This window comes from Thermodesulfomicrobium thermophilum DSM 16697 (assembly GCF_059568695.1).
The window spans coordinates 71,540-96,493 of record NZ_JCANTW010000011.1 but is presented as its reverse complement, the minus strand read 5'-3'; the positions used below and the strand labels follow the sequence as shown (position 1 = coordinate 96,493).

Sequence of the window (24,954 nt, the reverse complement as noted above, 5' to 3'; positions counted from 1 at the left end):
CTCCTCATGCATTGGAAAAGGAAGCCATAAGGTCATCGGCCAAACGAACCGCAGCAACAGCATCAACACTGTACCCATCAGCGCCGATGCGATCCGCAAAGCTTTGGGTCACCACGGCGCCGCCGACCATAATACGGACGTTGAGGCCACGCTCATGCACCAAACGTACCGTATCTTCCATGCGCACCATCGTTGTGGTCATGAGCGCGGAAAGCCCGATGATATGGGCTTGATGTTCTTGCGCCGCATCCACAATACGCTGCGCGGGAACGTCTTTTCCAAGGTCGATGACCGTATAGCCATGATTGCGCAACATAAGACACACGATGTTTTTGCCGATGTCATGGATGTCTCCTTCCACGGTGGCCATGACCACGACACCTTTGGTGGCGCGGGCATCCTGGGCGAGCAAGTGCCGAATGGCGGCAAAGCCCGTTTGCATGGTCTCCGCGGACTGGAGCAATTGTGGCAGGAAATATTCCTTGCGCTCGTACTTCTCTCCCACCCGCATGATGGCGGGGATCATCTCGTCGTGCACCAGGGCAAAGGGATCAGCGCCTTCGTCGATGCGGGAAAGCAAAAGCGAAGCGATACGCTCGCTTTTCCCCTGCACAATGGCCTGGCCCACAGGGGTCAACCCGTCGCTAGCATCGCTTTTCAGGGCGACTTCCGGGGCAGCGGCAGCCGCTCCGCTTCCAGGCTGCCAAGCGGCGTAGCGCTCGATGAAGCGGCCTGCTTGCGCGTCGCGGCCCAAGAGCACCTCTGCGGCGGACAAGGCCTCCTGCAAACGGACGCTTCCCGGATTGGCGATACACGAAGCAAGCCCCGCCCCCAACGCCATGGTGAGAAACGTGGCATTGACCAGCTCCCGGGCCGGGAGCCCAAAGGAGATATTGGAAAGGCCCAAGGTGCACGGCAGGCCCAAGCGCCGGCAATGGGCAATGACCTCCAGACAGGCCCGGGCGGCCTGTGGTTTGGAAGATACCGTAAGCGCCAGGGCGTCCACGAGGATAAGATGGCGCGGGAGTCCCAGGGCCATGGCCTTTTCCAGCAAGGTGTCGATGATGGCGATGCGGTCCGCCGCCTCCACGGGCAGTTTTTTGGCCTGCAGCGGCAAGAGGATGCACGGCGCGCCATAGTCACGACACAGGGGGGCCAGGAGTTCCATGCGCCCGGGCTCGCCGCTGATGGAATTGATGAGCGGTGCAGCGGGATAGCTCTCCAGTCCTCGGCGCAGGGCTTCGGCATTGCTGGAGTCGAGGCACAGCGGCGTGGGCAAGCGACGCGACACCGCCTCCACCACTGCAGGCAGCATCCACTCCTCGTCCACCATGGGCGCCCCTACGTTGATATCGAGGATATCCGCCCCCTGGGCCACCTGCTCTTCCGCCAGGGCCACGGCGCGGCCTACGGCGCCACTTTGCAGGTCCGCCGTAAGATCCGCCTTGCCCGTTGGATTGATGCGCTCACCGATGATGCGGCAGGGGCTTTCCAGGTCCACCACCACGGCCTCGGCCCGTGAGGTCACGGCAAGACGGGGCCGCACTCTGGGCCGAGACGCCGCGCGCCCGGCAAGTGCGCGGGCAAGAGATTGGATATGCGCCGGGGTCGTGCCACAGCAGCCGCCCAAGACAAGGACGCCTTCCTCCACCAAGGGCGCCAGGGCATCGGCAAAAGGGCCGGGGGCCAACCGAAACACTGTGGCGCCGTCCACCAGCTCGGGCAAGCCCGCATTGGGCTCGATGAGTACCGGCATGGCCGCCACCTGCAAAAGGCGCCGGGCGACAGCCACCAGGGCTTCGGGGCCGGCGCTGCAATTGGACCCCAGCAGATCCACGCCCATGGCGTTCATGGTGTGGGCAAAGACCTCCGGAGTGGTGCCGGTCAGACTCACCCCGTCTTCAAAGGTCATGGACACGCCTACCGGCAGATCCGTGACTTCCCGCGCAGCCACCACCACCGCCCGGGCCTCGGCCAAATCGAACTGCGTCTCCGCCAGGATGAGGTCCACCCCACCGTCCACAAGCCCCTGGATCTGCTCACGCAATGCGGCAACCACCTCCCGAAAGGGTGTAGGGCCCAGCGGCGCGATCATGGTCCCGGTGGGGCCGACACTGCCAGCCACGAACACCCCGTCCCCCACAGTAGCGCGGGCCATGGCCGCCAGGCGCGCGTTGGCCTCGCGGACCGAAACCCCCGCGGGCAGCTTGAATTTGCTCGCGCCAAAGGTATTGGTGGTCACCACCTCCGCCCCGCTGGCCGCGTATTCCCGATGGATGGCCTGCACCGCATCCGGGTGGGCAAGGCCAAAGATCTCGGGAGACTCCCCGGGGCGCAAGCCTCTGGCCTGGAGCAGGCTGCCCATGCCTCCATCGAAGACAATGGGACGAGAGGCATCAAGTCGTTTACGAAAGGCGTGCATGCCAAACCTCGCACACAAATGTGAAAAAAAGACATCTCCGAAAAAAGCGGCACAAGGCTAGGGAAAAACGCATCAAAACACAAACACCAAACACACCCGCCCCCGGCAGAGGGCATTTCGGGCCTTGCCATTTGCCGCGCTCTTGCGGATGATTGGCTTTTGCCGCGCACCCCAACCCGACCCACTCCGTGGACCATCATGAGCACACAGGTCACCGAGCCCGAAATCATCGAAGTCGCCGACCCGGAAATCCTCGAGGACTCCTTGGTGGAAGAATCCATCGAAGACATCGAACCCACCAAGGACGAGACGGATACCCCCGCCCGGGGAGAATTGGCGCTGATCCCTTCAAGCGCCCTGGTGCCCCGGGATCGTGCCCTCGATCCTCTGGCGCTCTACCTGCAAGAAATCAAAAAATTCCAGCCACTCACTCCGGAAGAGGAGTTCGAGCTCGCCCGGCGTTATCGCGATGAACACGACGAAAAAGCCGCCTTCACGCTCATCACCGCCAATCTCCGGCTGGTGGTGCGTATTGCCATGGACTTTCAGCGCCGCTGGATGAAAAATGTCCTCGACCTCATCCAGGAAGGCAATATCGGGCTCATCAAGGCCGTGCAAAAATTCGACCCCGACAAGGGCATCAAGTTTTCCTACTACGCTGCATTCTGGATCAAGGCGTACATTCTCAAGTTCATCATGGACAATTGGCGCATGGTCAAAATCGGCACCACCCAGGCCCAGCGCAAATTGTTCTATAATTTGAGCAGAGAGCGGCAGCGCCTCCAATCCCTCGGCTACGAGCCCGACACCAGTACCATGGCCAAAAACCTCCAGGTTTCGGAAACGGACATCGTGGAAATGGGCCAACGACTCGGGCAAAACGACCTTTCCCTGGACATGCAGGTAGGAGAGGACTCCGACTACACTCCGCTGGACTTCATCCCCGCCTTGGAAGCCCACGTGGAAGACCGCATGGCCAGCGAAGAAATGAGCGAATTGTTGCTTGAGAACATCGAAGTCCTCAAAGCAGAGCTCAACGACAAAGAGCGGGACATCCTCGAATCACGACTGCTCGCAGAAACGCCGGTGACCCTTCGGGAAATCGGTGAAAAATATGGAATCACCCGTGAACGGGTGCGGCAAATCGAGGCCCGTTTGCTGCAAAAGATCAAAGAACGCATGCAGCAGACCATCCACGATTTTTCCGAAGAGTGGATCCATGAATCGCGATGACATCTTAATCCGTCTCAAAAACGAGAGTGCCGCCCTTCTGCCCGAGAGCACCCCGACATTTTACCGGGACTTTGAAGCAGAACTGGCCTGGGCGCGGGAGACGTTTTTCACCCATCCTCTGGCGCTGCGCTGCCAGGACGATGTGCTGCCGTTCCTCAACGACCGCTACGGCCACGGCACCACCCACGCCAAAAAAGTGGCCATCGAGGCCGGGGCCATTGCCTTGGCCGAAGGGTTGCCGCTCGGCATCATGGAGGCCAGACATCTGGGGTTACTCGCCATTTTGGCAGGGCTCCTTCACGATGTCTGCCGCCTGGAGGGGGACCACGCCCACCGTGGGGCGGATCTCGCCCTGATAATCCTGCGCGACTACCCCCTCACCGATGAGCACCGCACCATGGTGGCCGAGGCCATCCGCTGCCACGAAGCCTTCCGCGACATTCCCCTGCCCCTGGACGAAGCAGCACGCATCGTTGCCGGGGCCCTCTATGACGCGGACAAGTTCCGCTGGGGGCCGGACAACTTCGTCACCACCTTGTGGGAAATCTGTAACTACCAAGAGTGGGACATCTGCCAGATTGCGGACCGCTTTCCCGCAGGACTCCAGGTGATCGAGTCCATCCGCGACACCTTCCGCACCCCCACCGGACAGGCGTACGGTCCGGAGTTCATCGACCTGGGCCTGGCCATGGGCAAGCACCTGTATCAAAAAATCCAACAATATTGTGGAAGAGCATCGTGAATCTCCGTTCGTCTCTGCCTGCCCTTGTGATGACACTTCTGGCGGCCAATGCCTGCAGCCCCCGCGCGTCACTGCCGTCGCTGCCTACCGCCCCCATGTCCACCGAGGCACAGGCCATCTACCGCACCCTCTTGGTGGACCAATTGGTGCAAGACGGCCAACCGGAGAAGGCCATGGAGGTCCTGCAGGAACTCATCGCCACCCACCCTGCAGAAGAACTCTATCTGGAGCTCGCCTCCCTCGCCTGGCGCCTCAACCGCTTCCCCGAGGCACTGGCCACCTTGGCCGATGCGGTCAAACGTTATCCCCAGAGCCGCAACGTCCGCATCATGCAAGCCCGCGCCCTAGCCACCCGCGGCCGACATGAGGACGCGGCCCTCACCCTGACCGAATATCTCGCCTTCCATCCTGACGACAGCGAAATACGAACCCAGGCAGCGGCGCACTTTCTCGATGCCGGTCAGCCCCGCAAGACGATCGAAACCCTCGCCCCGATTCCCCGGGACAAACGCGACGCCCGCTATTATTTTCTCCAGGGCAAGGCCCTTATCCGCCAAGGACAACTCACCCAAGGCATTGCTCAGCTGGAAGAGGCCGCAGGGCTCAACCCGGATGCGGAAGAAGTCTGGATCGAAATGGCCCTTGCCTACGAGCGCCAGGGGAACCTCAAAGAGGCCGAACGCATCTTGAGTGAGCTCGTGCGCCTCGGCAAGGGAGGCGAGGCGCTGGCCATGCACCTTCTGGAGCTCAACGTGCGGCTCAAAAATCCGGACAAGGGGCTGGCGGTCTTTCTCGAGACCATGCCTTCCCAGGAGACTGTCCTTGATGGGGTGCACTTTCTCATCGACCAAGGCCTGTTCGACCACGCCGCCACCCTGCTCGAATCCATCACCTCGCAAGGGGAACCTTCCCCTGAAGTCCGCCTCACCTGGGGCTTCTTGGAGGCCAAGCGCCGCAACCACGCCCATGCCTTGGAAATTCTCGCCCCCATCCCGGAAGACGGCCCCCTGGGCGTGCGTACGGTCTCGCTGCGCCTGCTCATCCTTCAGGACATGGGCAAGATGGACGAAGCCGAGGCCCAAGCCCGCGAAGCCGTACGCCGCTTTCCCCAAGAACCCAGCCTGCGGGTCATCCTGGCGGATATCCTGGAAGACGCCCAAAAAGGGGATGAAGCGGAAGGCGTCTTGCGCCGTGGCCTCGAACAAGCGCCCGACTCTTCCCAGCTCCTTTACCGCCTGGGCATGCTGCTCGAAGAGCACGGCCGCAAGGCCGAGGCCATGGAAACCATGGAGCGCCTCATCGCCGCCCATCCCGATCATGCCGACGGCCTCAACTATGTGGGCTATACCCTGGCCGAGGAAGGCCGCGACCTGGAACGGGCGGAAAGGCTCATCCGCTCCGCCCTGGCGCAGGAACCCAACAACGGCTATTTTCTGGATTCCCTCGCCTGGGTGCTGTTCCGCCAAGGCCGCTTCAAACTCGCCTGGGTGGAGATCCAGCGGGCAGTGGCCGTGGTGGACGATCCCATCATCTGGGAACACTACGGTGATATCGCCGCACAGCTGGGCCTGAAATCCCAGGCACGCCGGGGCTACAGCCAAGCGCTGCGCCTCCAGTCCAAAAATGCGGAAGCCGTCCATGCCAAGCTGCGCGCCCTTGGCGGAGGCCCCCGATGAGATGGGCGGTCTTTGTCGTATGTCTGCTGGTGGGCTGTGCGCCCCGGCTGACCCCGCAAGACCACGAAGCGGCGACGCGTCTTTGGCTGCGTCTCCACCCGCCGACGGCGGTCTCCTTTTCCGCCCACCTCTCCGTGCATGTGAACACCTCCACCACTGCGGGCCGAGTATTGGTGGAGCTGACCGGAGATCCTCAAGAGCGTCTGCTGCTCACCATCAGCTCCTCTGTGGGCTCGGTCTTGGCCTTGGTGGAAGAAACCCCGAGCCAAGTGCAGGTGTACGTTCCGGAGCGCAACGTGCTCTACATATCCCATGACCCGCGCGCAGTGCTTCCTGCCCAAGGCCTGCCCTTGCCCCTGACCCTTGGCCAGCTTGCCCGGCTCCTCCAGGGCGATTGGGGGGCGGTGCTCCCGGAGACTTTTCTGCGCGCGCACCACCGCGACGGGGGGATGGAATTCCTCCTGGCCTCGGGACCCTTCCAACGTCTGCGCATGGCCTTGGACGGCTCGCAGGTATCTGCCGAAGGCCACGACGGGCTGACCCTGGAGGCTAGGGTCCCGGAGCCACAAACCCAGCGCTTCACCCTTTTGCACTTTGCTTCCCCAGAGGGAAGCGCCGTCCTCCGCGTCAAAGATTTCGTATCCCATACGCCGCTGCCAGCCCCTCTGACCGTCCCGGCCTCGGCGCGGCGGGAACCACTACCTTCCAAGGAGATGCCATGAACGACGTCCTCACCACCATCGTCAAGGGGCTGCGCCTGCTTTGGGCCCAGACCCATTGGACCATCATCGCCTGGATGCGTCAGCGAGAAATCGTAGGGTTGCGTAACCGCCTGCACGATGAATACCTGCAGGTGGGAAAAACTGCGCACAACGCCTGGAAGACCGGCTCCAGCCTGGATATCAGTTCCGGCGAGGTTGCCCTGGCCCTGCGGCAGGTGGATTTTCTGCTGGACGAAATCCGCCATCTGGAAGACGCGCTTGCCGAGGAAAAACAGCGCTTCTTCCAGGAAAAAGGCTTGAATGTGCCGCCGCAAAGCGAGTAACCCCATGAATATCGTTCTTGGTTCCGATCATGCGGGCTTTGCCCTCAAAAACCTGCTCAAGGCCCATATGCAGTCTTTGGGACACCACGTGGACGATGTGGGTACCCACAGCCAGACCAGCTGCGACTACCCAGACATCGCCGCGGCTGTGGCCAAAAAAGTGCAGGCCGGCGATAGCCTCGGGATTCTAGTATGCGGCTCCGGAGTTGGCATGTCCATGGCCGCCAACCGCTTCCCCGGCGTGCGGGCCGCCCTGTGCACCAACGAATACCTGGCGCGCATGAGCCGCCTACACAACAACGCCAATGTGCTCTGTCTGGGCGAGCGGATCATCGGTCCGGATCTGGCCAAAGCCATCGCCGAGGTCTTCGTGTCCACCGCCTTCGAGGGCGGCCGGCATCTGCGCCGGGTGGAAGCCATTGAGCAACTCAGTACAACCCTTTAACCTTATTTGGTTTCCCTCATGACCACTTCTTCTTCTGCCCTGGATCTTCGTTGTGTGTCCGTCCTCAAAGGTTTGGTGCTCGATACCGTCCACCGGGCAAAATCCGGACATCCGGGCGGCGCTCTCTCGTCAGCGGACTTTGCCTACGTCCTCTTCCAGCGTTTCTTGAACTTCGATCCGGACGACGCCACCTGGTGGAACCGAGATCGCTTCGTGCTCTCCGCTGGCCACGAGTCCGCCTTGCTCTATAGTCTGCTCACCCTCGCCGGCTTCCTTTCCGTGGAGGACCTCAAAGCGTTCCGGCAATGGCAAAGCCGCACCCCGGGACATCCAGAGCACGGGCTCACCCCCGGCGTCGAGGCCACCACCGGCCCCCTGGGCCAAGGTCTTGCCATGGCGGTGGGCATGGCCGCCGCCGAGGCCATGGTGCGCCACCACACCCACCCCGATTTCACCAACCATTGGACGTACGCGCTCGCCTCTGACGGCGACCTGCAAGAACCCGTGGCCTTGGGCGCGGCTGCGGTGGCGGGACGTTTGGGTCTGGGGCGTCTCATCGTGTTCTACGACAGCAACAAGATCCAACTCGCCGGTCCCACCGATCGGGCCGACATCACGGACTATGCCGCCGTCTTCCGCGCCATGGGCTGGCACGTGCAGGACATCGACGGGCACGACCATGCGGCCATCGCTGCGGCCATCACAGCGGCCCAAGCCGAAACCACCCGGCCCTCACTCATCATCGGCCACACCACCATGGCCAAGGGATGCGCCACCATGGAAGGCAGCGCCGATACCCACGGCGCCCCCTTGCCGGAAGACGAACTGCGCCGCACCAAGACCTGCCTGGGGCTGCCTGAAGAGTCCCCCTTCTTCCTCCCCGAGGACGTCACCACGCACTTCCGCTCCCGATATCCAGAACTCCGCGCCCTACGCGCTGCCTGGAACGCCCGCCGCGACGCCCTCCTGACCGACTCCACGATCGCTGCGCGCCTGCGCGAGGTGCAAACCCCGGTATGGGAGCGTCGTTTGACGTGGCCCGACTTCGAGGCCTCCAGCTCGGTAGCGACACGCAAGGCCTTTGGCGCCTGCCTCATGGCCCTTGCCGAGCAGCTTCCTCTGCTCGTCGGCGGGTCGGCGGACCTCGACCCTTCCAACCAAACCGCCAAATTCCGGGATACCTACGGCGTCTTCCACGCCCAAGACAATCCAGGAGGCCGCAACATCTGCTTCGGCGTGCGCGAATTCCCCATGGCCGCCATGCTCAACGGCATGGCCCTCCATGGCGGGGTCGTCCCCTTTGGCGCCACCTTCCTGGTGTTCTCGGATTACGAACGTAATGCCATCCGCATGTCCGCCCTCCAGGAACTGCCCGTGCTCCATGTCTTCACCCACGACTCGTTCTTCGTAGGCGAAGACGGGCCCACCCACCAGCCGGTGGAACACCTCTGGTCGCTGCGCCTGATCCCCAACCTGCTCGTCTTCCGGCCTGCCGACGCCCGGGAGACCGCGGCCTGTATGGCTGTCGCCCTGCGGCAAAAATCCCGGCCATCGGTCTTCGCCTTCACCCGCCAGGGGCTGCCGGTGCTGGACCGCATCCCGCAGGAGGAATTGGAGGCGCACGTGGCGCGCGGCGGCTACATCCTGGTGGAGCCCCAAGACCGACCTGTGGAAGTCATCGTCATCGCCACGGGCTCCGAGGTGTCCCTGGCCGTGGAAGCGGCGGGGCGCGTGCCGGAAATCGGGGTGCGCGTCGTGTCCATGCCCTGCGTGGAGCTCTTCGAGGAGCAGCCTGAAGATTACCGCCGCATGGTGCTGCCGGAGGCCGTCACCCGCCGCGTCGCCGTGGAGGCAGGATGTACCGCCCCGTGGTTCAGGTACGTCGGGCCGCGGGGCCGTGTCCTGGGGCTGGACCATTTCGGCGCCTCGGCCCCGGCCAAGGTCATCCAAGAACATTACGGCTTTACCCCGGAAAATCTCGCCCGCATCATTGCCGAAACCCGCTAGGAGGGACCCCTATGGAAGCCCCGCAACACAATCTCGCCCTGGATCTGGTGCGCGTCACTGAGGCTGCGGCCCTGGCCGCAGGCCGATGGCTTGGCAAAGGCGCCAAGGAAGAAGGCGACCGCGCCGCCGTGGACGCCATGCGCCTGTGCTTCAGCTCCCTCGATATCGCCGGCCGCATCATCATTGGCGAAGGGGAAAAAGACAAAGCCCCCATGCTCTACAACGGCGAGCTGGTGGGCACTGGCCGCGGCCCCGCGGTGGACATCGCCGTGGACCCCGTGGAAGGCACCAACCTCCTGGCCTACGGCAGGCCCAACGCCATCGCCGTGGTGGGAGCGGCGCCTTCGGGCAGCATGTATAACCCCGGGCCCAGCTACTACATGCAAAAACTCGTGGTGCCGGCCGAAGCCAAGGGTATGGTAGACTTGGATGCGCCTGTGGCCCACAACCTCGCCCAAGTGGCCAAGGCCTTGGAGAAGAAGGTGGAAGACCTGGTGGTCTTCGTCCTCGACAAGCCACGGCACAAACAGCTCATCGAAGAAATCCGCCGCGCCGGCGCCCGCATCCAGCTGCACACGGACGGCGATGTGGCTGGCGCCCTCATGGCCGTGGACCCATTGGCCAACGTAGACGTCATGATGGGCACCGGCGGCACCCCTGAAGGAGTGCTCGCGGCCTGCGCCATCAAGGCCCTCGGCGGCGAGATCGTCGGCCGCCTGGATCCGCAATCGGAAATGGAACGACGCCGCATCCTGGAGTACGACGTGGACATCACGCAGATCCTCACCACCGACACCCTGGTGCAGAGCGAAGATGTCTTTTTCGCCGCCACCGGCATCTCCGGCGGCACCTTTCTGGCCGGAGTGAGCTACACCGGCCGCGGCGCCACCACGCATTCCTTGGTGCTGCGCGGCAAGACCGGCACCATCCGTCGCATCAGCTCCACCCATCAATGGGACAAGCTCATGCGCTTTTCTTCCATCCAATACTGAAAGGAGGATTCATGGACGCAACTGCCTTCACTCTCTTCAGCGGCGGCGCCCCAGGAACCGAAGCGGAATTCGGCCGTCAGGCCGAGGCATATGGCGTGCAGGAAGTGACCTACACCTTCGATGGCCACAAGATCGAGCGCTCCCGGGGGCTGCGCTTCCTGACCCCCGAAGAGCTCATGCGCAAGGACGTGAGCCTTTCGTACGTCTCCAAACTCCTGGGACGCACCTTCACCAACGCCCCGCTCATGCGCAAAATCCTGCAGACCATCATGTACCAGATCGATTCCGGTCACGAAGTGTTCGTGGTGGGCACCATCATGCCCGACGGCACGGTGCGCGGCGGCACCGGCTGGGGCACCGAGTTTGCCAAGATCTGCAACAAACCCATCTTTACCTTCGACCAGGCCAAGAACGCCTGGTTCCGTTGGAACGGCGAGGTCTGGGAAGACGGCGGTCTTCCCCGCATCACCGCCCAGCACTTCTGCGGCACGGGGACCAGGTTTCTGGAAGACTCCGGTCGCAAGGCCATTGCCGACCTCTTTGCCCGCAGCTTCCGCGCCTAGGGAAAAGGCCGCCCCAAGGCGGCCTTACTTTTTGAGATACCGCGCCACAGCCTGCGCCGCGGCAAGGCCGTCCAGGGCAGCGGATACGATACCGCCGGCATACCCCGCGCCTTCCCCGCAAGGAAAAAGCCCTGGGGCCGCCGGATGCATTTGGGTGGCCGCGTCCCGGGGGATGCGCACCGGAGAGCTGGTGCGGGACTCCACAGCCAGGATCTTGGCCTCGCTGGAAGCAAACCCCGGAAAGCGGCGCTCCCAGGCCCGCAGGGCCTCACGCAGCGCCGCGGTGACAAAGGGCGGAAGGAGTTCGTGAAGCGGCGCGGCAAAGCATCCTGGCACATACGACGTGCGGCCGGGATGCGCGCCCGTCACGCCGCGCAGGAAATCCGGCACCCGCTGCGCCGGAGCCTTGAGCGTACCGTCACCTGCGGCAAACATGGCCTGTTCTACCTCGGCCTGAAAACGCAGCATGGCCAAGGGATCGGCATCCACTCCGGGCACGTCCGTAAACCGCACCTCCGCCACGATACCCGCATTGGCAAAGGGAGCACTGCGGGCGGCAAGGCTCATGCCATTGAGAACGAGCTCCCCCGGCGCAGTGGCGGCAGGCACGATGAATCCCCCAGGGCACATGCAAAAGGAAAACACCCCACGCTCCTTGGCCTGATGGGTGAGGCGGTAGCTGGCTGGGGGAAGCCCCGGATGTCTGGGAGAAGCTCCATAAAACATCCGGTCCACCAAGGTTTGCGGGTGCTCGATGCGCACCCCCAGGGCAAAGGGTTTGGGCTCCACGGCAATGCCGTGAGCATGCAGAAAGGCGAATACGTCCCGGGCAGAGTGGCCCGGCGCAAGGACCACGCCGCCCCCTTCCAGGGTACTTCCATCGGCAAGCCGCACCCCGCAGACCGCATCACCGCGCCGCACCAGCCCAGTGACATGCGCACCAAAATGCACTTCCCCGCCCAAGGCGCAAATGGCTTCACGCACGGCGGCCACGATGCGCGGAAGCACATTGGAGCCCAAATGGGGATGGGCATCCACCAGAATGTCCGGAGAGGCACCGAATTCCACAAGCAGGCGCAGCACCCGACGGGGATCCCCACGCTTGCTCACCCGCGTGTAGAGCTTGCCATCGGAGTAGGCACCGGCCCCGCCCTCGCCAAAACAGTAGTTGGAATGGGGGTCCACTCTTCCTTGGGTGTACAGCGGCTTGAGGTCGCGGCGCCGACTGCGTACGTCCCGGCCGCGCTCGAGCACGATGGGACGAAACCCGGCCTCCAGCAGCCCCAAAGCGGCAAAATATCCGCCCGGTCCGGCGCCGACGATGAGCACCGGCGCACCAGTGGGAGGCTTGGGCGCAAAGGCGCGCGACGGCTCCACCACCGGCAGGTCTCCCACCTGCACGCGCAGCACGTAGCGCGGCCGGCGGCCTCGGCAATCCAGGGAGCGGCGCACGACCTGCACCGGGGTCGATACCGCCACTCCGGCCGCCTCACAGGCCAAAGCCTGAATACGCGAGAAATCTCCCAATTCTTCTGGAGTGATGCGAATTTCCACGATGGGCATAGCACGTCCTCTTTGGGTAGCAACGCCACAATAAAAAAGGCCTGTCCCGAGAGGAGGGCAGGCCTATGATCACGCGTTCCTGCGGCCTTTAGTCGGTTGGAGCCGTGGCCGCCTTGTTCACGGCCATGGAAAGCCGCGAAATCTTGCGTGCAGCGGTACGCCAATGGAGCACTTTCTTGCTCGCCGCGCGGTCCAACACCGAGGTGGCGGTCCGCAGCAGGGTCTGGGCAGCGTCCAGATCCCCGGCCTCCACGGCCTTGCGGACTGCCTTGATGGCATTCTTCACCCGGGTTTTTACCATGCGGTTGCGTTCATTGCGCTTGAGGCTTTGACGATGCCGCTTGAGAGCTGATTTGTGATTCGCCAAGGTCATTCTCCTTGCTGGATGGAAGTTCCGTCAGCTGGATGTCTCTGCAGCGGCGTTCGTTACCGATTCCCATCGCCGCTTGTCAAGCGAGTATGCGGCATGATTGTACCAGCTGAACGCCAAAAAAGAACTCCATGCGCCAGCCATACCGTCTGAAGTTCTTCGTGCCGTCCCTGCCTCGGCCCTTGCCTGCGCTCTCGGTATCATCTTCCGCATGTGAAGACAAGGGGGCCCACCGTTTTTGCCGCGCCGCGGTGCAAGCGTGGTCGTCTCATGCCTTCTGCTCCCCGTTTTCTCCGCTTTGCACCTGCCAGAGCCCGGCATACACTCCGCCCATATCCACCAATTGTTGATGGGTGCCGCGCTCCACGATGATGCCATCCACCAGAACCACGATCTCATCGCAAAAGCGCACGGTGGAGAGCCGGTGGGCGATGACCAAGGTCATGCGTCCGGGGTGCAAGTGGCGAAGGTTCTCCTGGATGATGGCCTCGGTGCGGGTATCCACGCTGGCAGTGGCTTCATCGAGGATGAGGAGCTCCGGATCCCGCAGCAGGGCCCGGGCCAGGGAGATGCGCTGGCGCTGGCCGCCGGAAAGGCGCACGCCGCGATCCCCCACCAGGGTGGCATAGCCTTGCGGCAAACGCAGGATGAACTCCTCCGCCCCGGCCAAGCGTGCGGCCTCGCACAGGGCGGCCTCGTCTGCATGGGGAGAGCCCAACAGGATATTTTCCGCCACCGTGCCGTGAAAGAGGTAGGCCTCCTGGGATACGTAGCCAATACGGCTGCGCCAGGACGCCAAGGCCACCTGCTGCAGGGGCCGGCCATCCACCAGGATCTGGCCGGCATCGGGGTCAAAATAGCGAAGCAGCAGCTTGGCCAGCGAGCTCTTGCCTGCGCCGGTATGCCCGACCACCCCCACCACCGCGCCGCGGGAAAGGCGCAAATGGATATGACAGAGCACCTGCCCCCGCCCTGGATAGCCAAAACACACATCCTGCAGTTCCACGCAACGCACCGGGCCTGAGAGCGGACTTGCTTCGGTGTGTTCCCGCACCTGGGCGGAGGTCTCCCACAGCTCCATGATACGCCGGGCAGAGGCCTCGGCCTGCTGGATCTGGTTGATCAGGGCACCGAACACAAAGAGTGGGAGCACCAGGCGCATGGCCATGAGCACAAAGGTCGTAAAATCCCCAATGCTCGGCCCGATGCCGGCCCAAGTCATCCAGCCGCCCACGCCGATGAGCACCGCGTAGCCCACGCCCGCCACGCCGTAGAGCAGCGGCACGAAGCGCGCCCGCTCCCAAGCGGCCTGAATGGCGGCGTCACGGTACTCCTGGGAGTGCTCGCGGATGCGCGCGGTCTGGGCGTCCTCGGCACAGTAGGCCTGAATCACGGGCATGCCTTGGAGATTGTTCTCCAAAATGGCGTTGATGGCGCCCACGGCCTGCCGGGCGCGGCGGTACTGCGGGGCCACCTTGGTGGCAAAAAACCGCACCGCAGCGATGGCAAAAGGCAGTGGCACCATGAGCAGCACGGCCAAATACGGATCGATCCACAAGAGCGACCCATACACCCCCGCAAAGGTGATGACCAAGCGCACCATGCTGGTGGAGGTGTCGGCGAAAAAGCGCTCCAGGGTATCCACGTCGCCGGCGAGCACCGCCATGATGTCGCCGATCTGCCGGGTCTCGAAGTAGGCCACATCCAGGCGCTGCACATGCTGATACAAGGCCACGCGCAGGTCGTGGCGCACCTTTTGGGCCACGGTGTCGAGCAGATAGTCACTGGTGCTCTGGCACACGGCCAAGGCCCCAAAGGTGACCAGCACCACCGCCGCAGCCAGGGCGAAATCCGCCCCGTGCAAGGCGCGGCCGGCCTGCATGGAGGCCGCTACCATATCCACCACCCGGCCGACCACCATAAGCGGCACCAAGTCGAAGAACCGTGCGCCGGCATTGGCCACCAGCCCCAGGGCCATGCGCCGCATATACGGCCGTACCCAAGGCAAAAGGCGCCACAGACTCGAGCCCCAAATGGCAGGGGCGGCCATTACCGCCGCCCCCAACGTTTCCAATCTGCCAGTATCATGATCTCGCTTACACCTGAAACCGCGTGAAATCCGCCACTTGTCCTACTTGATGGAGGATGCGCGACAGCATGGCCAAACGGTTGCCCCGCTGGCCAGGATGGTCGGTAAGCACCATCACGGAGTCGAAAAAGCGGTCCACTGCCGGCCGCAACTCGGCCAAAAGCGGAAACAGCGCGCCGTAATCCCCCTGGGAGCAGGCACTGGCAAACCGCGGCTCCCACGCCTCCAGTGCGGCCCAGAGTTCCGCCTCGGCCCCGGCCTCCAAGAGCCCCGGATCCACTTGGGCCGCAGCCTCGGCCCCGCTTTTGCGCACGATATTGGCTACACGCTTGAAGGTGAGGGCCGCAGGCTCGAAGTCCGGGGTTCCCACCGCGGCCTGCAGGGCGCGCACCCGGCGGCCGGTGTCCACCACGTCGTCGAAGCCCACGGCCAAGGCGGCATCCAGGGTCAGGGTGTCCATGCCCTGGCCTGCCCAATACGCCTTGAGGCGCTGGCCGAAGAAATCCATAAGCCGCGCCTGGGCCTTTTCAGGGGCAAGCTTCCAGGCAATGCCATCGCCGTAGGCACAGTAAGCGGCCTGCAACAACGTGGACAGCGGCACGCGCAGCTCGTGCTCCAAGAGGATACGGATGATGCCCAGGCTTGCGCGACGCAAGGCGTACGGGTCCGCAGCCCCGGTGGGGATCATGCCCAAGCCAAAGGCGCCCACCAAGGTATCGGCCTTGTCGGCAAGGGCGAGCATGGCGCCCGCCAGGCTGGCAGGCACCGGCGTATCCGGCCCCAAGGGCAGGTAGTGTTCCCGGATCGCCAGGGCCACGGCATCGGATTCGCCTTTGCGGCGGGCGTAAATGCCGCCCATGATCCCCTGCAGTTCTCCGAATTCGTACACCATGGCGGACACCAGATCCGCCTTGCAGAGTTGGGCCGCCCGCCGAGCCGCGGCGAGCGTGTCTTCCCCAGGCACCACCGCGTGCGCATCCAAAACGTCGAGAATGCGCTCCAGGCGCCGGGTTTTGTCCGCCATGGAGCCCAATGGGCCAAGAAAGGTGACGTTTTCCAGCTTGGCGTTCCAGGCGGCAAAATCCGCGGCAAGGTCCGTACGCCAGAAAAAGCGGGCGTCTTCGAGACGGGCGCGCAGCACGCGTTCCCAGCCTGCACGCACGGTCTGCGGCCGGGTGGAGCGGATATTGGCCACGGCCAGGAAATACGGCACAAGCGCGCCGTCCTCCCCGCGGACGCCAAAGCTCTTCTGATGAGCCTGCATACTGGTGAGCAGAACCTCCTCCGGGATCTCCAGATACGAGGCATCGAAGCTTCCGAGCACCACACACGGGCTCTCCACCAGGCCCACCACCTCGGCAAGGAGGTCGTCGTTCCAGGCAACCCGGCCGCCCACGGCCTGGGCCGCGGCGTCGCCCTGTTCAATGATGGTCGCACGCCGCGCCGCAGGGTCCAGGATCACCGCCCCCTGCTCCTCGAGAACACGCCGAAAATCCCGGGCATGGGGGACGCTCCAGGGCCCAGGCCCAAGCACCCGGTGCCCCCAGGTGCAGCGGTCCGCCGCCAACTGGGCGAAACGCACCGGCACCACGACCTCGTCCAAGAGGGCCAGAATCCAGCGCACCGGTCGGCCGAAGCTCCACTCCTTGCCCACCCATTGCATGCGCTTGGGAAAGGACAACGTCTTGACAATACTGGAAGCGGTCTCGGCCAGGATATCTTGCGCCAGGCCGCCGCCTATGGTCTTACGCGCTGCTGCGTACTCTCCTTTGGCCGTGGTCACGCGGTAGAGGGCATGCGGCTCCACTGATTGGGAGCGGGCAAAGCCCTGACCTGCCTTGGTGAGCTCCCCTTGGGCGTTCCAGGCCACGGCCGCCGGCGGCCCCAGGACTTCCACGTCCTCCACTGCCTGGACAGGGGCAACGTCTTCCACTTCCACCACCAAACGCCGTGGCGTAGCCGCAGCTCGCACCAATCCGTGATCCAAACGGGCATCCGTCAGGGCTTGATCCAGACGTGTCGCCAACTCCTCTTCCAGCGCCGACAAAAACCGCGCCGGCATCTCCTCGACACCAATTTCCAAAACAAAATGCGCCATATCTTCTCCGTTCACAACGGGCTATGCATTCACCGAACGCAGCATGGGATGTCCTAGGGCCTGACGCTGCTCCACATACAAACGCGCCACCGTGGATGCCAAGTGCCGAACACGGGCGATATACTGCGCGCGTTCAGTGATAGAGATGGCCCCACGAGCATCGAGGAGGTTGAAGAGATGGGAGCACTTCAAACAATAGTCATACGCCGGCCAGGGGAGATTGGCCTCGCACAGGCGTTTGCATTCCTCTTCGCACGATTGGAAAAAAGACAGCAGCATACCTTTGTTGGAATAATCGAAGTTGTACTTGGATTGCTCCACTTCCGATTGATGGTAGATGTCTCCATAGGTCACGTTTTTGTTCCATTGCAAATCATAAACGGATTCTTTTCCCTGGAGATACATGGTGAGACGTTCCACGCCATAGGTGATTTCACAGCTTATGGGATCGAGATCAATGCCGCCCACCTGCTGAAAATACGTGAACTGGGTGACTTCCATCCCGTTGAGCCAGACCTCCCAGCCCAGTCCCCAGGCTCCCAAGGTGGGGCTTTCCCAGTCATCCTCCACAAAGCGGATATCGTGCTCAGCCTTGTCGATGCCCAATACTCCCAAGCTCTCCAAGTAAAGCTCCAGCACATTGGCCGGTGACGGCTTCAAGATCACCTGAAATTGATAGTAATGTTGGAGACGATTGGGATTTTCACCGTACCTTCCATCAGTTGGCCGACGGGAAGACTCCGCGTAGGCGACATTCCATGGCTCAGGGCCCAGCACCCGAAGAAACGTGGATGGATTGAACGTCCCGGCGCCCACTTCCATATCATACGGAAAATGCAGCACGCATCCTTGATCTGCCCAAAATCGCTGCAACTCAAGTATGACATCCTGAAAATACATAACTTCTCCTTGATTATACCCAAAATAGCTTCACGAAAATCAACACCGGGCGCCGTGCGCCCCTGCATGCAGATCCACGTGCCAGCGTAAAAAATGATCCACCAAGTACCATGTCTCTTCGCGCACCACGGCCGGCAGCTCTTCAGTGGCCCACGATGCAGGCAACGGCTGGGCAATGCTCCGCAAAAGCGCGATGGTGGCGGGAGAAATGCTCCGCTCTGCTCCGGCGCAGCGGCGGCAGAGCACCGTCCCCTTGGGGATGGAAAATGCCGGCCGCCCTCCTGGATCCGCACCGCAGCTCCCACAGGCATCGAGCTTGGGAGCAAAGCCCATAGTGAAGATCACATGGGCCCGAAACAACACCGGAAAAAAACGGGACACCCCGCGTTCTCCATCAAGGAGCCGCAATGCCTCCACCAAGGCATGGGACACCACGGCGGCCCCATCCGGGGGGATGCAGAGGCCTTCCACAAAGCGCAGGCAATTGCTGGCCATGCCCAAACGGTCCAAATCCGCTTTCATACGCCCGAACCGCTCCACCAGCGCCCCTTCCCGCAACACGAGATAGCGATGTCGGCGCTCCCACGCCATGGAAAAATGCACCCGGTCCAGTGGATCGAGGCAGCCGCCGAAGCGGCGGCGACTCCGGCGCCCGCCAAAGGCAAAGGCCGTGAGCATCCCTTGTGTTGGCGAAAAAAAGCGGACCCAGCAGTCCGCCTCACGCAAGGTGCCCACCCGCAACAGCAGCACCGTTTCGGACCAGTCCATCATGGCACGGAAATGGTTCGGACCTCCCCGGGGCGGGTTTCTCCCACCGGAAAAGCCTGCCCATCCAACCACAGCCGTACACCAGCGGCGTTGCCGAGCTTGAGCCGCAGGGAGGAGGCAAAGCGCAGATCCACCCGTTCTCCCTGGCGTAAAAAATAGTCCGTCACCTTATCGTCGGTCTTGGCCTGCATCCAACAGTCTGCAGTCGCCTCCACCCGCATGATGCGAAGCGTTACTGCTTGCGAAGATTGCGACTGCGGCGCAGGCGTGGTCTCCTCAAGGCTTGTCCCTTCCGAGGTCGAGCCGGGAGAAAACGCTTTTTCGGAAGATGCATTTGCCGCAGCTGGGGGCACAGCCTGCAACGCTTCTTCTTCTGAAGCTGCCGACGCATTGAGAGAAGCATTCTCGCGGTGAACTACGGGGGCATCCGCCGACGCGCCTGGCGTCGGGCTCGTCTCTTGGGGCGCCGGAAGCGTGCTGCTGGCCGCCGGCACCGTCTCGTTGGCCGGCTGGGTCACCAGCGTGGCCGCCTGGCGCAAGGCCACCACCTGAGGGAGGATGTACCATTGAAATCCATACCACCCTCCTACGGCCACGACCACGGCGACAAGCCCTCCGGCCACGCGCACCGCCCACGGCCGCCAGCGGTCTTCGTCCTCAGGATGGCGCACGGTGACCCGGATATGGGCGGCCCGTTCCTCCGGGGCGTCTTCCATTTCATCGGGTACCGGATACGCCCGGGCAAAACGGGCGCAGAGGTCCGTGCCGTCCAGCCCAAGCAAACCGGCATAGCTGCGCAAAAAGCCCTTGGCGTATACCGGATGGGGCAGACGGCTCGTATCCCCTTCCTCCAAGGCGCCCAACACCGGGATGGAAATCTTGGTGCGCGCCTCCACCTCAGCCAGGGAGAGCCCCTTGGCCTCGCGGGCCTCGCGCAATATCTGCCCAATGGCCTGGAGTTCTTCTTGCATGCGCCTCCTCCTGCCCCTTACAACCGCACATCAATGAGCGCCTTGGCCCGCAGCGATGCCATGTACTCCTGGAAACGCTCCTCCAATTTGGGCCGGGCAAGGATTTCCCGAATCTCTTCCCGCACTGCATCGATCCCGCCGTCTTCGTCTGTGGTACGTTCACGGACCAAACGCACGACGACCCATTTCCCCTGCACCAAAAACGGTGCGCTCACCTGCCCTTCGGAAAGCCCCGACAAGGCCTGACGCCAGGTCCCATCCAAATCTTGCCACGCCACCTCCATGACGCCGTCATCCTGACGCGGGCCGATGGAATATTCCCGCACAGCCTGGTCCATGGTGATGTCGCCTTGATGCACGGCAGCAGCGACTTTGGCGGCATCTTCCTGGCTCGGCAGCACGACAAGCTGCACCGTCAGATGCCGGCCGGAGCGAAATTGCTGGGCATGGGCGTCGTAGTACGCCTGAATCTCTTCGTCCGTCACAACGACCTTGCGCTGCACCATGAAGCCCAAAATACGCCGCCGCATGAGATCACTACGGAGCTGCTTCTTGAATTCCTCCAAGGTGATGCCTTGGAGGGTCAGGCCATGCTCGAATTCCGCATCGGAGAGGCGCCGGCGCGTCTTGAATTCCCGCAGCGCGTTTTCCACATCGCTGTCGGACACGGTCACTTGCAGACGTTCCGCCTCTTGGCGCACCAAAAGATCGTTGATGAGAGAGTCGAGCACCGCCTTACGCGCGGAGGCCTCGTCCAAAGCGTTGGGGCCAGCTTGGGCGAGGAAGCGGTTGGTCTCCGCTTCCAGTTCACTCCACGTGATGATCTCGCCGTTGACCACGGCCACGATACGGTCCACCACCTCGCCCCAGGCAGCCTGGGCGCACACAAAAAATACCAAACCGAACATCCATGCTCCGCGCATAGTCTCTCCCATGGTTGTCTTCCGGATTGCGGCCGGGTGATTTCTAGCTTTCTGCATCGCCCGCGTCCAGCCCTAAAGCAGGAGCGACAACCTCCCGAACGAGGTCCTGCAAAGCGGTGTAGGCGGCCCGTACGCGAGCAGTCAGCCCCTCTCCCGCCAAGGAAAGTTCCAATTTGGCTGGCGGCAGCATGCGGGCGTCTGTCCGCGCCATGATCCAAGCGACCAAACGCTCCGGATCGATGGGACAGCGGGAGGCGTCCCAATACACCAGGCACTTGTCCTGCCCCAAATCCACCCGCACTGCGCCCAAGCGCCACACCGCCTGCTTCACCAACAACGCCGCCACGAACAGGCGCACGGAGTCCGGGATGATGCCAAAGCGGTCGCGCATCTCGTCCACCACGGCCTCCACCGCAGCCTCGTCCGGGCTCGACGACAGGGCCTTGTAGTATTGGAGACGCTCCTGACCGTCGGGGATATACTCTTCCGGAATAACCGCCTGAAATCCCAAGTTGAGCTCCGGCTCGACAAAGGTCTCCACCGCCCCGCCCTGCAGGCGCCGCACCTCTTCCTCCAGCATCTCCAAATAGAGGTCGAGTCCCACCTTGCCCATGTGCCCGGATTGGGCCTCGCCGAGGATGTTTCCCGCGCCGCGCAGTCGTAAATCCTCCATGGCCACCCGGAACCCAGCACCCAGGTAGTCCATCTCCAAAACGATTTTCAGCCGCTTCCGGGCGACCTCCGGCAAGGCGTCGGGATTGGGCACCACAAAATAGGCGTACGCCTGGACCGACGAGCGCCCCACCCGGCCCCGCAATTGGTAGAGCTGCCCCAGGCCAAAGAGGTGGGCCTGATCCACCACCAAGGTGTTGGCCCGGGGGAAATCCAAGCCCGACTCGATGATGGCAGTGCACACCAAGATATCCAGTTCTCCATGCCAAAAGCGGTGCATGGTGTCTTCGAGCTCGCGTGCCGGCATCTGCCCATGGGCCATGCCCACCCGGGCTTGTGGCACGAGGGATCGCACGAAGGCCGCAGTTTGCTCCAGTCCTTGGATACGATTGAAGACCCAAAACACCTGACCGCCTCGAGCGAGCTCTCGTTCCAAAATCGGGCGCAAGGCCTCAGGGTCCCGCTCCATGAGCGCAGTTTCCACGGGCTTGCGATCCACCGGCGGGGTCTCGATGACCGACAGTCCCCGCACCCCGGCGAGTGAAAGTTGCAGAGTACGGGGAATGGGAGTGGCGGTGAGGGTGAGCACGTCCACCGTCGCCCGCATCTTCTTGAGGCGTTCTTTGTGCTGCACCCCGAAGCGCTGTTCCTCGTCGAGGATGAGGAGGGCGAGATTGGCGAACTCCACGTCTTTGGAGAGCATACGGTGGGTGCCGATGAGCACGTCCACCTGGCCTTGGGCCACGGCCCGGAGCACCGTCTTTTGTGTAGCTGGGGGGACAAAGCGGGAAAGCAAGGCCACACGTACGGAAAACGGCTCCATGCGCTGGCGGAAGGTCTGATAGTGCTGCTCCGCAAGCACGGTGGTGGGACAGAGCAAGGCCACCTGCTTGCCGTCGGCCACAGCCCGAAATGCCGCCCGCAAGGCCACTTCCGTCTTGCCGAACCCCACATCGCCGCACACCAAACGGTCCATAGGCTCGGGCCGCTCCATGTCCGCCAGGACTTCGGCAATGGCCCGCTCCTGGTCCGGAGTTTCGTCAAACCCAAAGGTGGCTTCAAAATCCCGGTAAAAGGCCGGCACCGGTCCGTAAGAAAATCCTTTGGCGATCTTGCGGAAGGCGTACATCTCCACCAGGTCTCGGGCGATGGCGGCCACCGCCTTGCGTACCCGCTCCCGCGCCTTGCGCCAGCCCGTGGAGCCCAGCCGATCCAAGGCCGGGGCCGCACCCTCCGGACCTTGGTAGCGCTGCACGCACCCCAACCGGTCCACCGGGAGATAGAGTTTGTCCTCGTCGGCAAAAAGGAGCAGGAGGAAATCGTTGGCCACCTCTCCCATCTGCACACGCGAAAGCCCGCCAAAGCGGCAGACTCCGTAGTCCCGATGCACCAAAAGGTCGCCTTGTTCGAGGCCTTCGAAGGAAGAAAGCCCCTGAAAAGCCTTGGGCCGGCGGCGGGCCGAAGGGGCCTGCCCAGGATGGAGTGCTGCTTCCGGGATCACCCGCACCCCCGCCCAGGGGAGGGCCGCGCCCTGGCGTACGCCAGAAACCACAGCGCCGATGCCAGGCTCACGGGGCGGGCCGTCCTGCACCAGGAGCCCCTCTTCCTGGGCAAGGCCTACGAATTTACGCCGGGCTCCGGAAGTGGGGAAGCACACCACCACCCGCTCGCCCGCCTGCTGCCAGGACTTCAGGGCCTCCACCACCGCCCGCCACGGCCGTTGCCGGTCCTCAGGCTTCCAAAAGAGGTCCGTAAAGGTACGAACGGATTCTTCGGCAAGCTCCAGGGCCTGGCCGCGCTGCCCCATGACCAGGTCTTCGCATAAAAGGCTCGGCCGCCCTTCCAAGAGACGCCGGGCCTCCTGCTCCGTTTGCAGCACCCCCTGACGCGGAAGCCCATCCTGCCAGGTCTGCAAAAAATGCTGCCACTCCCACAGGGACTCTTCCAACTTGGGGCGCAGGTTTTGGGCCTCCACCACGACGATCACCGCGTCCTTGGGGATCCAGGCATCGAGGCCATCGAGACCGCTTTGGGCCAAGCTCAGAAGCGGCAGGCTCCCTTGGCCAAGGCTTTCTTCCAGGCGCTGACGCGCCTGCCGGGAAAGATCACCGGTGCGCGCCCAGCCGTCCCACAGGCAGCGGGCCTCTTCCACTTGGCGGCAAGATGCCGGCGCCGCCTGCACCGGCACGACGACAGCGTGCTCCAAATCCGCCCGCGAACGCTGCGACAACGGTTCAAAAAGCGTAAGCCGCTCCACGGTATCGCCAAAGGTTTCCAGGCGCACGGGCAGTTCCCAGCCCGGTGTGAACACGTCCACGATGTCGCCGCGCACGGAAAATTCCCCCACCACGGCCACCAGAGACGTACGGCGGTAGCCAAAGGCCACCAAGGTCTCCACCAAAGCATCGAGGCTGACGTCTTCCCCCCGACGGATTTCCACATGCGCGCTGGCGACCATGGCCGGCGAAGGCCATTTGTGGATCAAGTTGTCCAAAGGAAGAAGTAGTGCCCGCGGCCCATTGGTACTCAAGCTGGAGAGCGCGCTCCAGCGCTCTCCCCAGGTGCCTGGAGAGCCTACCTCGGGGGAAAAGCGCGGCAGGCTGAGATAGCGATGCTCCCCAAGGGGATGGCCGGAAGCATCTGCATCGAGCGCGCGCACAAGAGCGCTATAAAGCGCCACATCCGCCCCTGGGGGCGTGAGCAGGACCACAAAATGGCCCGCGCGCACCAAGAGTTGGACCAGACAGGCCTGGCCCACAGGCCCGGTCTTGACGAGGCGCAGGCTGCCCCGGGGACGGCTGAGGAAGGAGTGAAGTTCTGGAGGTATCAAGGCGATGCAAAAAATGCGGGGATGCGCTCATCCCCGCCTATGGTTAGGGAAAGACACGGGCAGCACTACGCCGCACCGAGGGCGGTTTTCTCATCCCGGGAAAGGAGCCGGTCCATGTCGAGCATGATGAGCAGGCGGTCATCGAGCTTGCCCACGCCGCTGATGTACTCGGCGTCCAAACCAGCCACCACGGGCGGTGGAGGCTCCACGGTACTGGCAGGAAGGCGCAGCACTTCCGACACCGCATCCACGATGAAGCCGACCACCGTGGTCCCAATCTCCACCACGATGATGCGGCTCATCTTGTCGCGCTCCCGGGCCGGGAGCCCAAAGCGCTTGCGCAGGTCGATAACCGGAATGACCTTGCCGCGGAGATTGATGACCCCTTCCACAAAGTCCGGAGCCTTGGGGACCTTGGTAATGTCCAGCATACGGATGATCTCCTGCACCTGGAGGATGTTCACCCCGAACTCCTCCTCGCCAATGCGGAAAGTCACCAGTTGCAGTAGGTGATCGTCATGCGCTGTCGTGGCCATACGCACCTCCTGGTCGCCCCATACGGGCATCCGCTCCGAGTGGCAAGGCAGGCCTCGACCCTCGCGGCATCTGGCGTGCTTTGTGCATAAATTGGGACAGACCCTCGTT

At 63.1% G+C, this 24,954-nt stretch carries 20 protein-coding genes; 9 read left to right on the top strand and 11 right to left on the bottom strand.

From position 1 onward, the window contains the following. Positions 1-4 precede the first annotated feature (4 nt). Positions 5-2,422 (bottom strand): homocysteine S-methyltransferase family protein, encoded by a 2,418-nt coding sequence (locus BR00_RS01745; protein WP_496475895.1) that lies wholly within the window; start codon positions 2,420-2,422, stop codon positions 5-7. A gap of 198 nt (positions 2,423-2,620) precedes the next feature. Here BR00_RS01745 and BR00_RS01740 point away from each other — a divergent pair, with 198 nt between their 5' ends. The 9 genes from BR00_RS01740 to BR00_RS01700 are packed head-to-tail and all read left to right on the top strand — an operon-like array spanning position 2,621 to position 11,125. Continuing rightward, positions 2,621-3,655: a sigma-70 family RNA polymerase sigma factor gene (locus tag BR00_RS01740; RefSeq protein WP_496475894.1), complete on the top strand. Its 1,035-nt coding sequence runs from the start codon at positions 2,621-2,623 to the stop codon at positions 3,653-3,655. After that, positions 3,642-4,397 (top strand): HD domain-containing protein, encoded by a 756-nt coding sequence (locus BR00_RS01735; protein WP_496475893.1) that lies wholly within the window; start codon positions 3,642-3,644, stop codon positions 4,395-4,397. Before BR00_RS01740 ends, BR00_RS01735 begins: the two co-directional genes overlap by 14 nt. Continuing rightward, the gene (locus BR00_RS01730; protein ID WP_496475892.1) at positions 4,394-6,073 is read left to right on the top strand and encodes a tetratricopeptide repeat protein; all 1,680 of its coding nucleotides are present in this window, start codon (positions 4,394-4,396) and stop codon (positions 6,071-6,073) included. Before BR00_RS01735 ends, BR00_RS01730 begins: the two co-directional genes overlap by 4 nt. Beyond that, a complete protein-coding gene (locus BR00_RS01725; RefSeq protein WP_496475891.1) occupies positions 6,070-6,795 on the top strand; it encodes a hypothetical protein in 726 nt (241 codons plus the stop codon). The genes BR00_RS01730 and BR00_RS01725 overlap by 4 nt, the downstream gene beginning before the upstream one ends. Continuing rightward, a complete protein-coding gene (locus tag BR00_RS01720) occupies positions 6,792-7,118 on the top strand; it encodes a hypothetical protein (RefSeq protein ID WP_496475890.1) in 327 nt (108 codons plus the stop codon). Before BR00_RS01725 ends, BR00_RS01720 begins: the two co-directional genes overlap by 4 nt. A 4-nt stretch (positions 7,119-7,122) precedes the next feature. Beyond that, positions 7,123-7,563 carry a ribose 5-phosphate isomerase B gene (rpiB, locus tag BR00_RS01715; RefSeq protein ID WP_496475889.1) on the top strand — a complete coding sequence of 147 codons (441 nt, stop codon included), beginning with the start codon at positions 7,123-7,125 and terminating at the stop codon, positions 7,561-7,563. An 18-nt stretch (positions 7,564-7,581) separates the two neighbouring features. Next, positions 7,582-9,570, top strand: a complete 1,989-nt coding sequence (gene tkt / locus BR00_RS01710) for a transketolase (RefSeq protein ID WP_496475888.1) — start codon at positions 7,582-7,584, stop codon at positions 9,568-9,570. Positions 9,571-9,581: 11 nt separating this feature from the next. Beyond that, complete coding sequence (gene glpX / locus BR00_RS01705; protein WP_496475887.1) at positions 9,582-10,562, top strand: class II fructose-bisphosphatase; 981 nt, start codon at positions 9,582-9,584, stop codon at positions 10,560-10,562. Positions 10,563-10,573: 11 nt separating this feature from the next. Then, entirely contained in the window at positions 10,574-11,125 is a 552-nt protein-coding gene (locus BR00_RS01700) for a hypothetical protein (RefSeq protein WP_496475886.1), read from the top strand. 24 nt (positions 11,126-11,149) lie between these two features. Here the strand turns inward: BR00_RS01700 and BR00_RS01695 are convergent, their stop codons facing one another. The 10 genes from BR00_RS01695 to BR00_RS01650 all read right to left on the bottom strand — a co-directional run bounded on the left by BR00_RS01695 (position 11,150) and on the right by BR00_RS01650 (position 24,845). Further along, positions 11,150-12,688, bottom strand: a complete 1,539-nt coding sequence (locus tag BR00_RS01695) for an NAD(P)/FAD-dependent oxidoreductase (protein WP_496475885.1) — start codon at positions 12,686-12,688, stop codon at positions 11,150-11,152. Positions 12,689-12,776: 88 nt separating this feature from the next. Continuing rightward, entirely contained in the window at positions 12,777-13,055 is a 279-nt protein-coding gene (rpsT, locus tag BR00_RS01690; protein ID WP_496475884.1) for a 30S ribosomal protein S20, read from the bottom strand. A 271-nt stretch (positions 13,056-13,326) separates the two neighbouring features. After that, positions 13,327-15,108, bottom strand: a complete 1,782-nt coding sequence (locus tag BR00_RS01685) for an ABC transporter ATP-binding protein (RefSeq protein WP_496475883.1) — start codon at positions 15,106-15,108, stop codon at positions 13,327-13,329. Positions 15,109-15,154: 46 nt separating this feature from the next. Next, the gene (gene glyS, locus BR00_RS01680) at positions 15,155-17,245 is read right to left on the bottom strand and encodes a glycine--tRNA ligase subunit beta (RefSeq protein WP_496475882.1); all 2,091 of its coding nucleotides are present in this window, start codon (positions 17,243-17,245) and stop codon (positions 15,155-15,157) included. Positions 17,246-17,266: 21 nt separating this feature from the next. Then, positions 17,267-18,145: a glycine--tRNA ligase subunit alpha gene (locus tag BR00_RS01675; protein WP_496475881.1), complete on the bottom strand. Its 879-nt coding sequence runs from the start codon at positions 18,143-18,145 to the stop codon at positions 17,267-17,269. 39 nt (positions 18,146-18,184) lie between these two features. After that, positions 18,185-18,916, bottom strand: coding sequence for a DNA repair protein RecO (recO, locus tag BR00_RS01670; RefSeq protein ID WP_496475880.1), 732 nt, complete (start codon positions 18,914-18,916; stop codon positions 18,185-18,187). Further along, positions 18,913-19,884: a RodZ domain-containing protein gene (locus BR00_RS01665; protein WP_496475879.1), complete on the bottom strand. Its 972-nt coding sequence runs from the start codon at positions 19,882-19,884 to the stop codon at positions 18,913-18,915. Before BR00_RS01665 ends, recO begins: the two co-directional genes overlap by 4 nt. 17 nt (positions 19,885-19,901) lie before the next feature. Then, on the bottom strand, positions 19,902-20,807 hold the full coding sequence (locus tag BR00_RS01660; protein ID WP_496475878.1) for a SurA N-terminal domain-containing protein: 906 nt from the start codon (positions 20,805-20,807) through the stop codon (positions 19,902-19,904). 43 nt (positions 20,808-20,850) lie between these two features. Then, the gene (gene mfd / locus BR00_RS01655) at positions 20,851-24,237 is read right to left on the bottom strand and encodes a transcription-repair coupling factor (protein WP_496475877.1); all 3,387 of its coding nucleotides are present in this window, start codon (positions 24,235-24,237) and stop codon (positions 20,851-20,853) included. Positions 24,238-24,374: 137 nt separating this feature from the next. Continuing rightward, positions 24,375-24,845, bottom strand: a complete 471-nt coding sequence (locus BR00_RS01650; RefSeq protein WP_496475876.1) for a chemotaxis protein CheW — start codon at positions 24,843-24,845, stop codon at positions 24,375-24,377. Between the last annotated feature and the right edge of the window lie 109 nt (positions 24,846-24,954).

What these genes read in the sequence shown, in the direction of transcription:
- BR00_RS01745 (WP_496475895.1), bottom strand. Translation starts at nt 2,422, where the DNA reads ATGCACGCCTTTCGTAAACGACTTGATGCCTCTCGTCCCATTGTCTTC.
- BR00_RS01740 (WP_496475894.1), top strand. Translation starts at nt 2,621, where the DNA reads ATGAGCACACAGGTCACCGAGCCCGAAATCATCGAAGTCGCCGACCCG.
- BR00_RS01735 (WP_496475893.1), top strand. Translation starts at nt 3,642, where the DNA reads ATGAATCGCGATGACATCTTAATCCGTCTCAAAAACGAGAGTGCCGCC.
- BR00_RS01725 (WP_496475891.1), top strand. Translation starts at nt 6,070, where the DNA reads ATGAGATGGGCGGTCTTTGTCGTATGTCTGCTGGTGGGCTGTGCGCCC.
- BR00_RS01720 (WP_496475890.1), top strand. Translation starts at nt 6,792, where the DNA reads ATGAACGACGTCCTCACCACCATCGTCAAGGGGCTGCGCCTGCTTTGG.
- rpiB (WP_496475889.1), top strand. Translation starts at nt 7,123, where the DNA reads ATGAATATCGTTCTTGGTTCCGATCATGCGGGCTTTGCCCTCAAAAAC.
- tkt (WP_496475888.1), top strand. Translation starts at nt 7,582, where the DNA reads ATGACCACTTCTTCTTCTGCCCTGGATCTTCGTTGTGTGTCCGTCCTC.
- glpX (WP_496475887.1), top strand. Translation starts at nt 9,582, where the DNA reads ATGGAAGCCCCGCAACACAATCTCGCCCTGGATCTGGTGCGCGTCACT.
- BR00_RS01700 (WP_496475886.1), top strand. Translation starts at nt 10,574, where the DNA reads ATGGACGCAACTGCCTTCACTCTCTTCAGCGGCGGCGCCCCAGGAACC.
- BR00_RS01695 (WP_496475885.1), bottom strand. Translation starts at nt 12,688, where the DNA reads ATGCCCATCGTGGAAATTCGCATCACTCCAGAAGAATTGGGAGATTTC.
- BR00_RS01685 (WP_496475883.1), bottom strand. Translation starts at nt 15,108, where the DNA reads ATGGCCGCCCCTGCCATTTGGGGCTCGAGTCTGTGGCGCCTTTTGCCT.
- glyS (WP_496475882.1), bottom strand. Translation starts at nt 17,245, where the DNA reads ATGGCGCATTTTGTTTTGGAAATTGGTGTCGAGGAGATGCCGGCGCGG.
- BR00_RS01675 (WP_496475881.1), bottom strand. Translation starts at nt 18,145, where the DNA reads ATGTATTTTCAGGATGTCATACTTGAGTTGCAGCGATTTTGGGCAGAT.
- recO (WP_496475880.1), bottom strand. Translation starts at nt 18,916, where the DNA reads ATGATGGACTGGTCCGAAACGGTGCTGCTGTTGCGGGTGGGCACCTTG.
- BR00_RS01665 (WP_496475879.1), bottom strand. Translation starts at nt 19,884, where the DNA reads ATGCAAGAAGAACTCCAGGCCATTGGGCAGATATTGCGCGAGGCCCGC.
- BR00_RS01660 (WP_496475878.1), bottom strand. Translation starts at nt 20,807, where the DNA reads ATGCGCGGAGCATGGATGTTCGGTTTGGTATTTTTTGTGTGCGCCCAG.
- BR00_RS01650 (WP_496475876.1), bottom strand. Translation starts at nt 24,845, where the DNA reads ATGGCCACGACAGCGCATGACGATCACCTACTGCAACTGGTGACTTTC.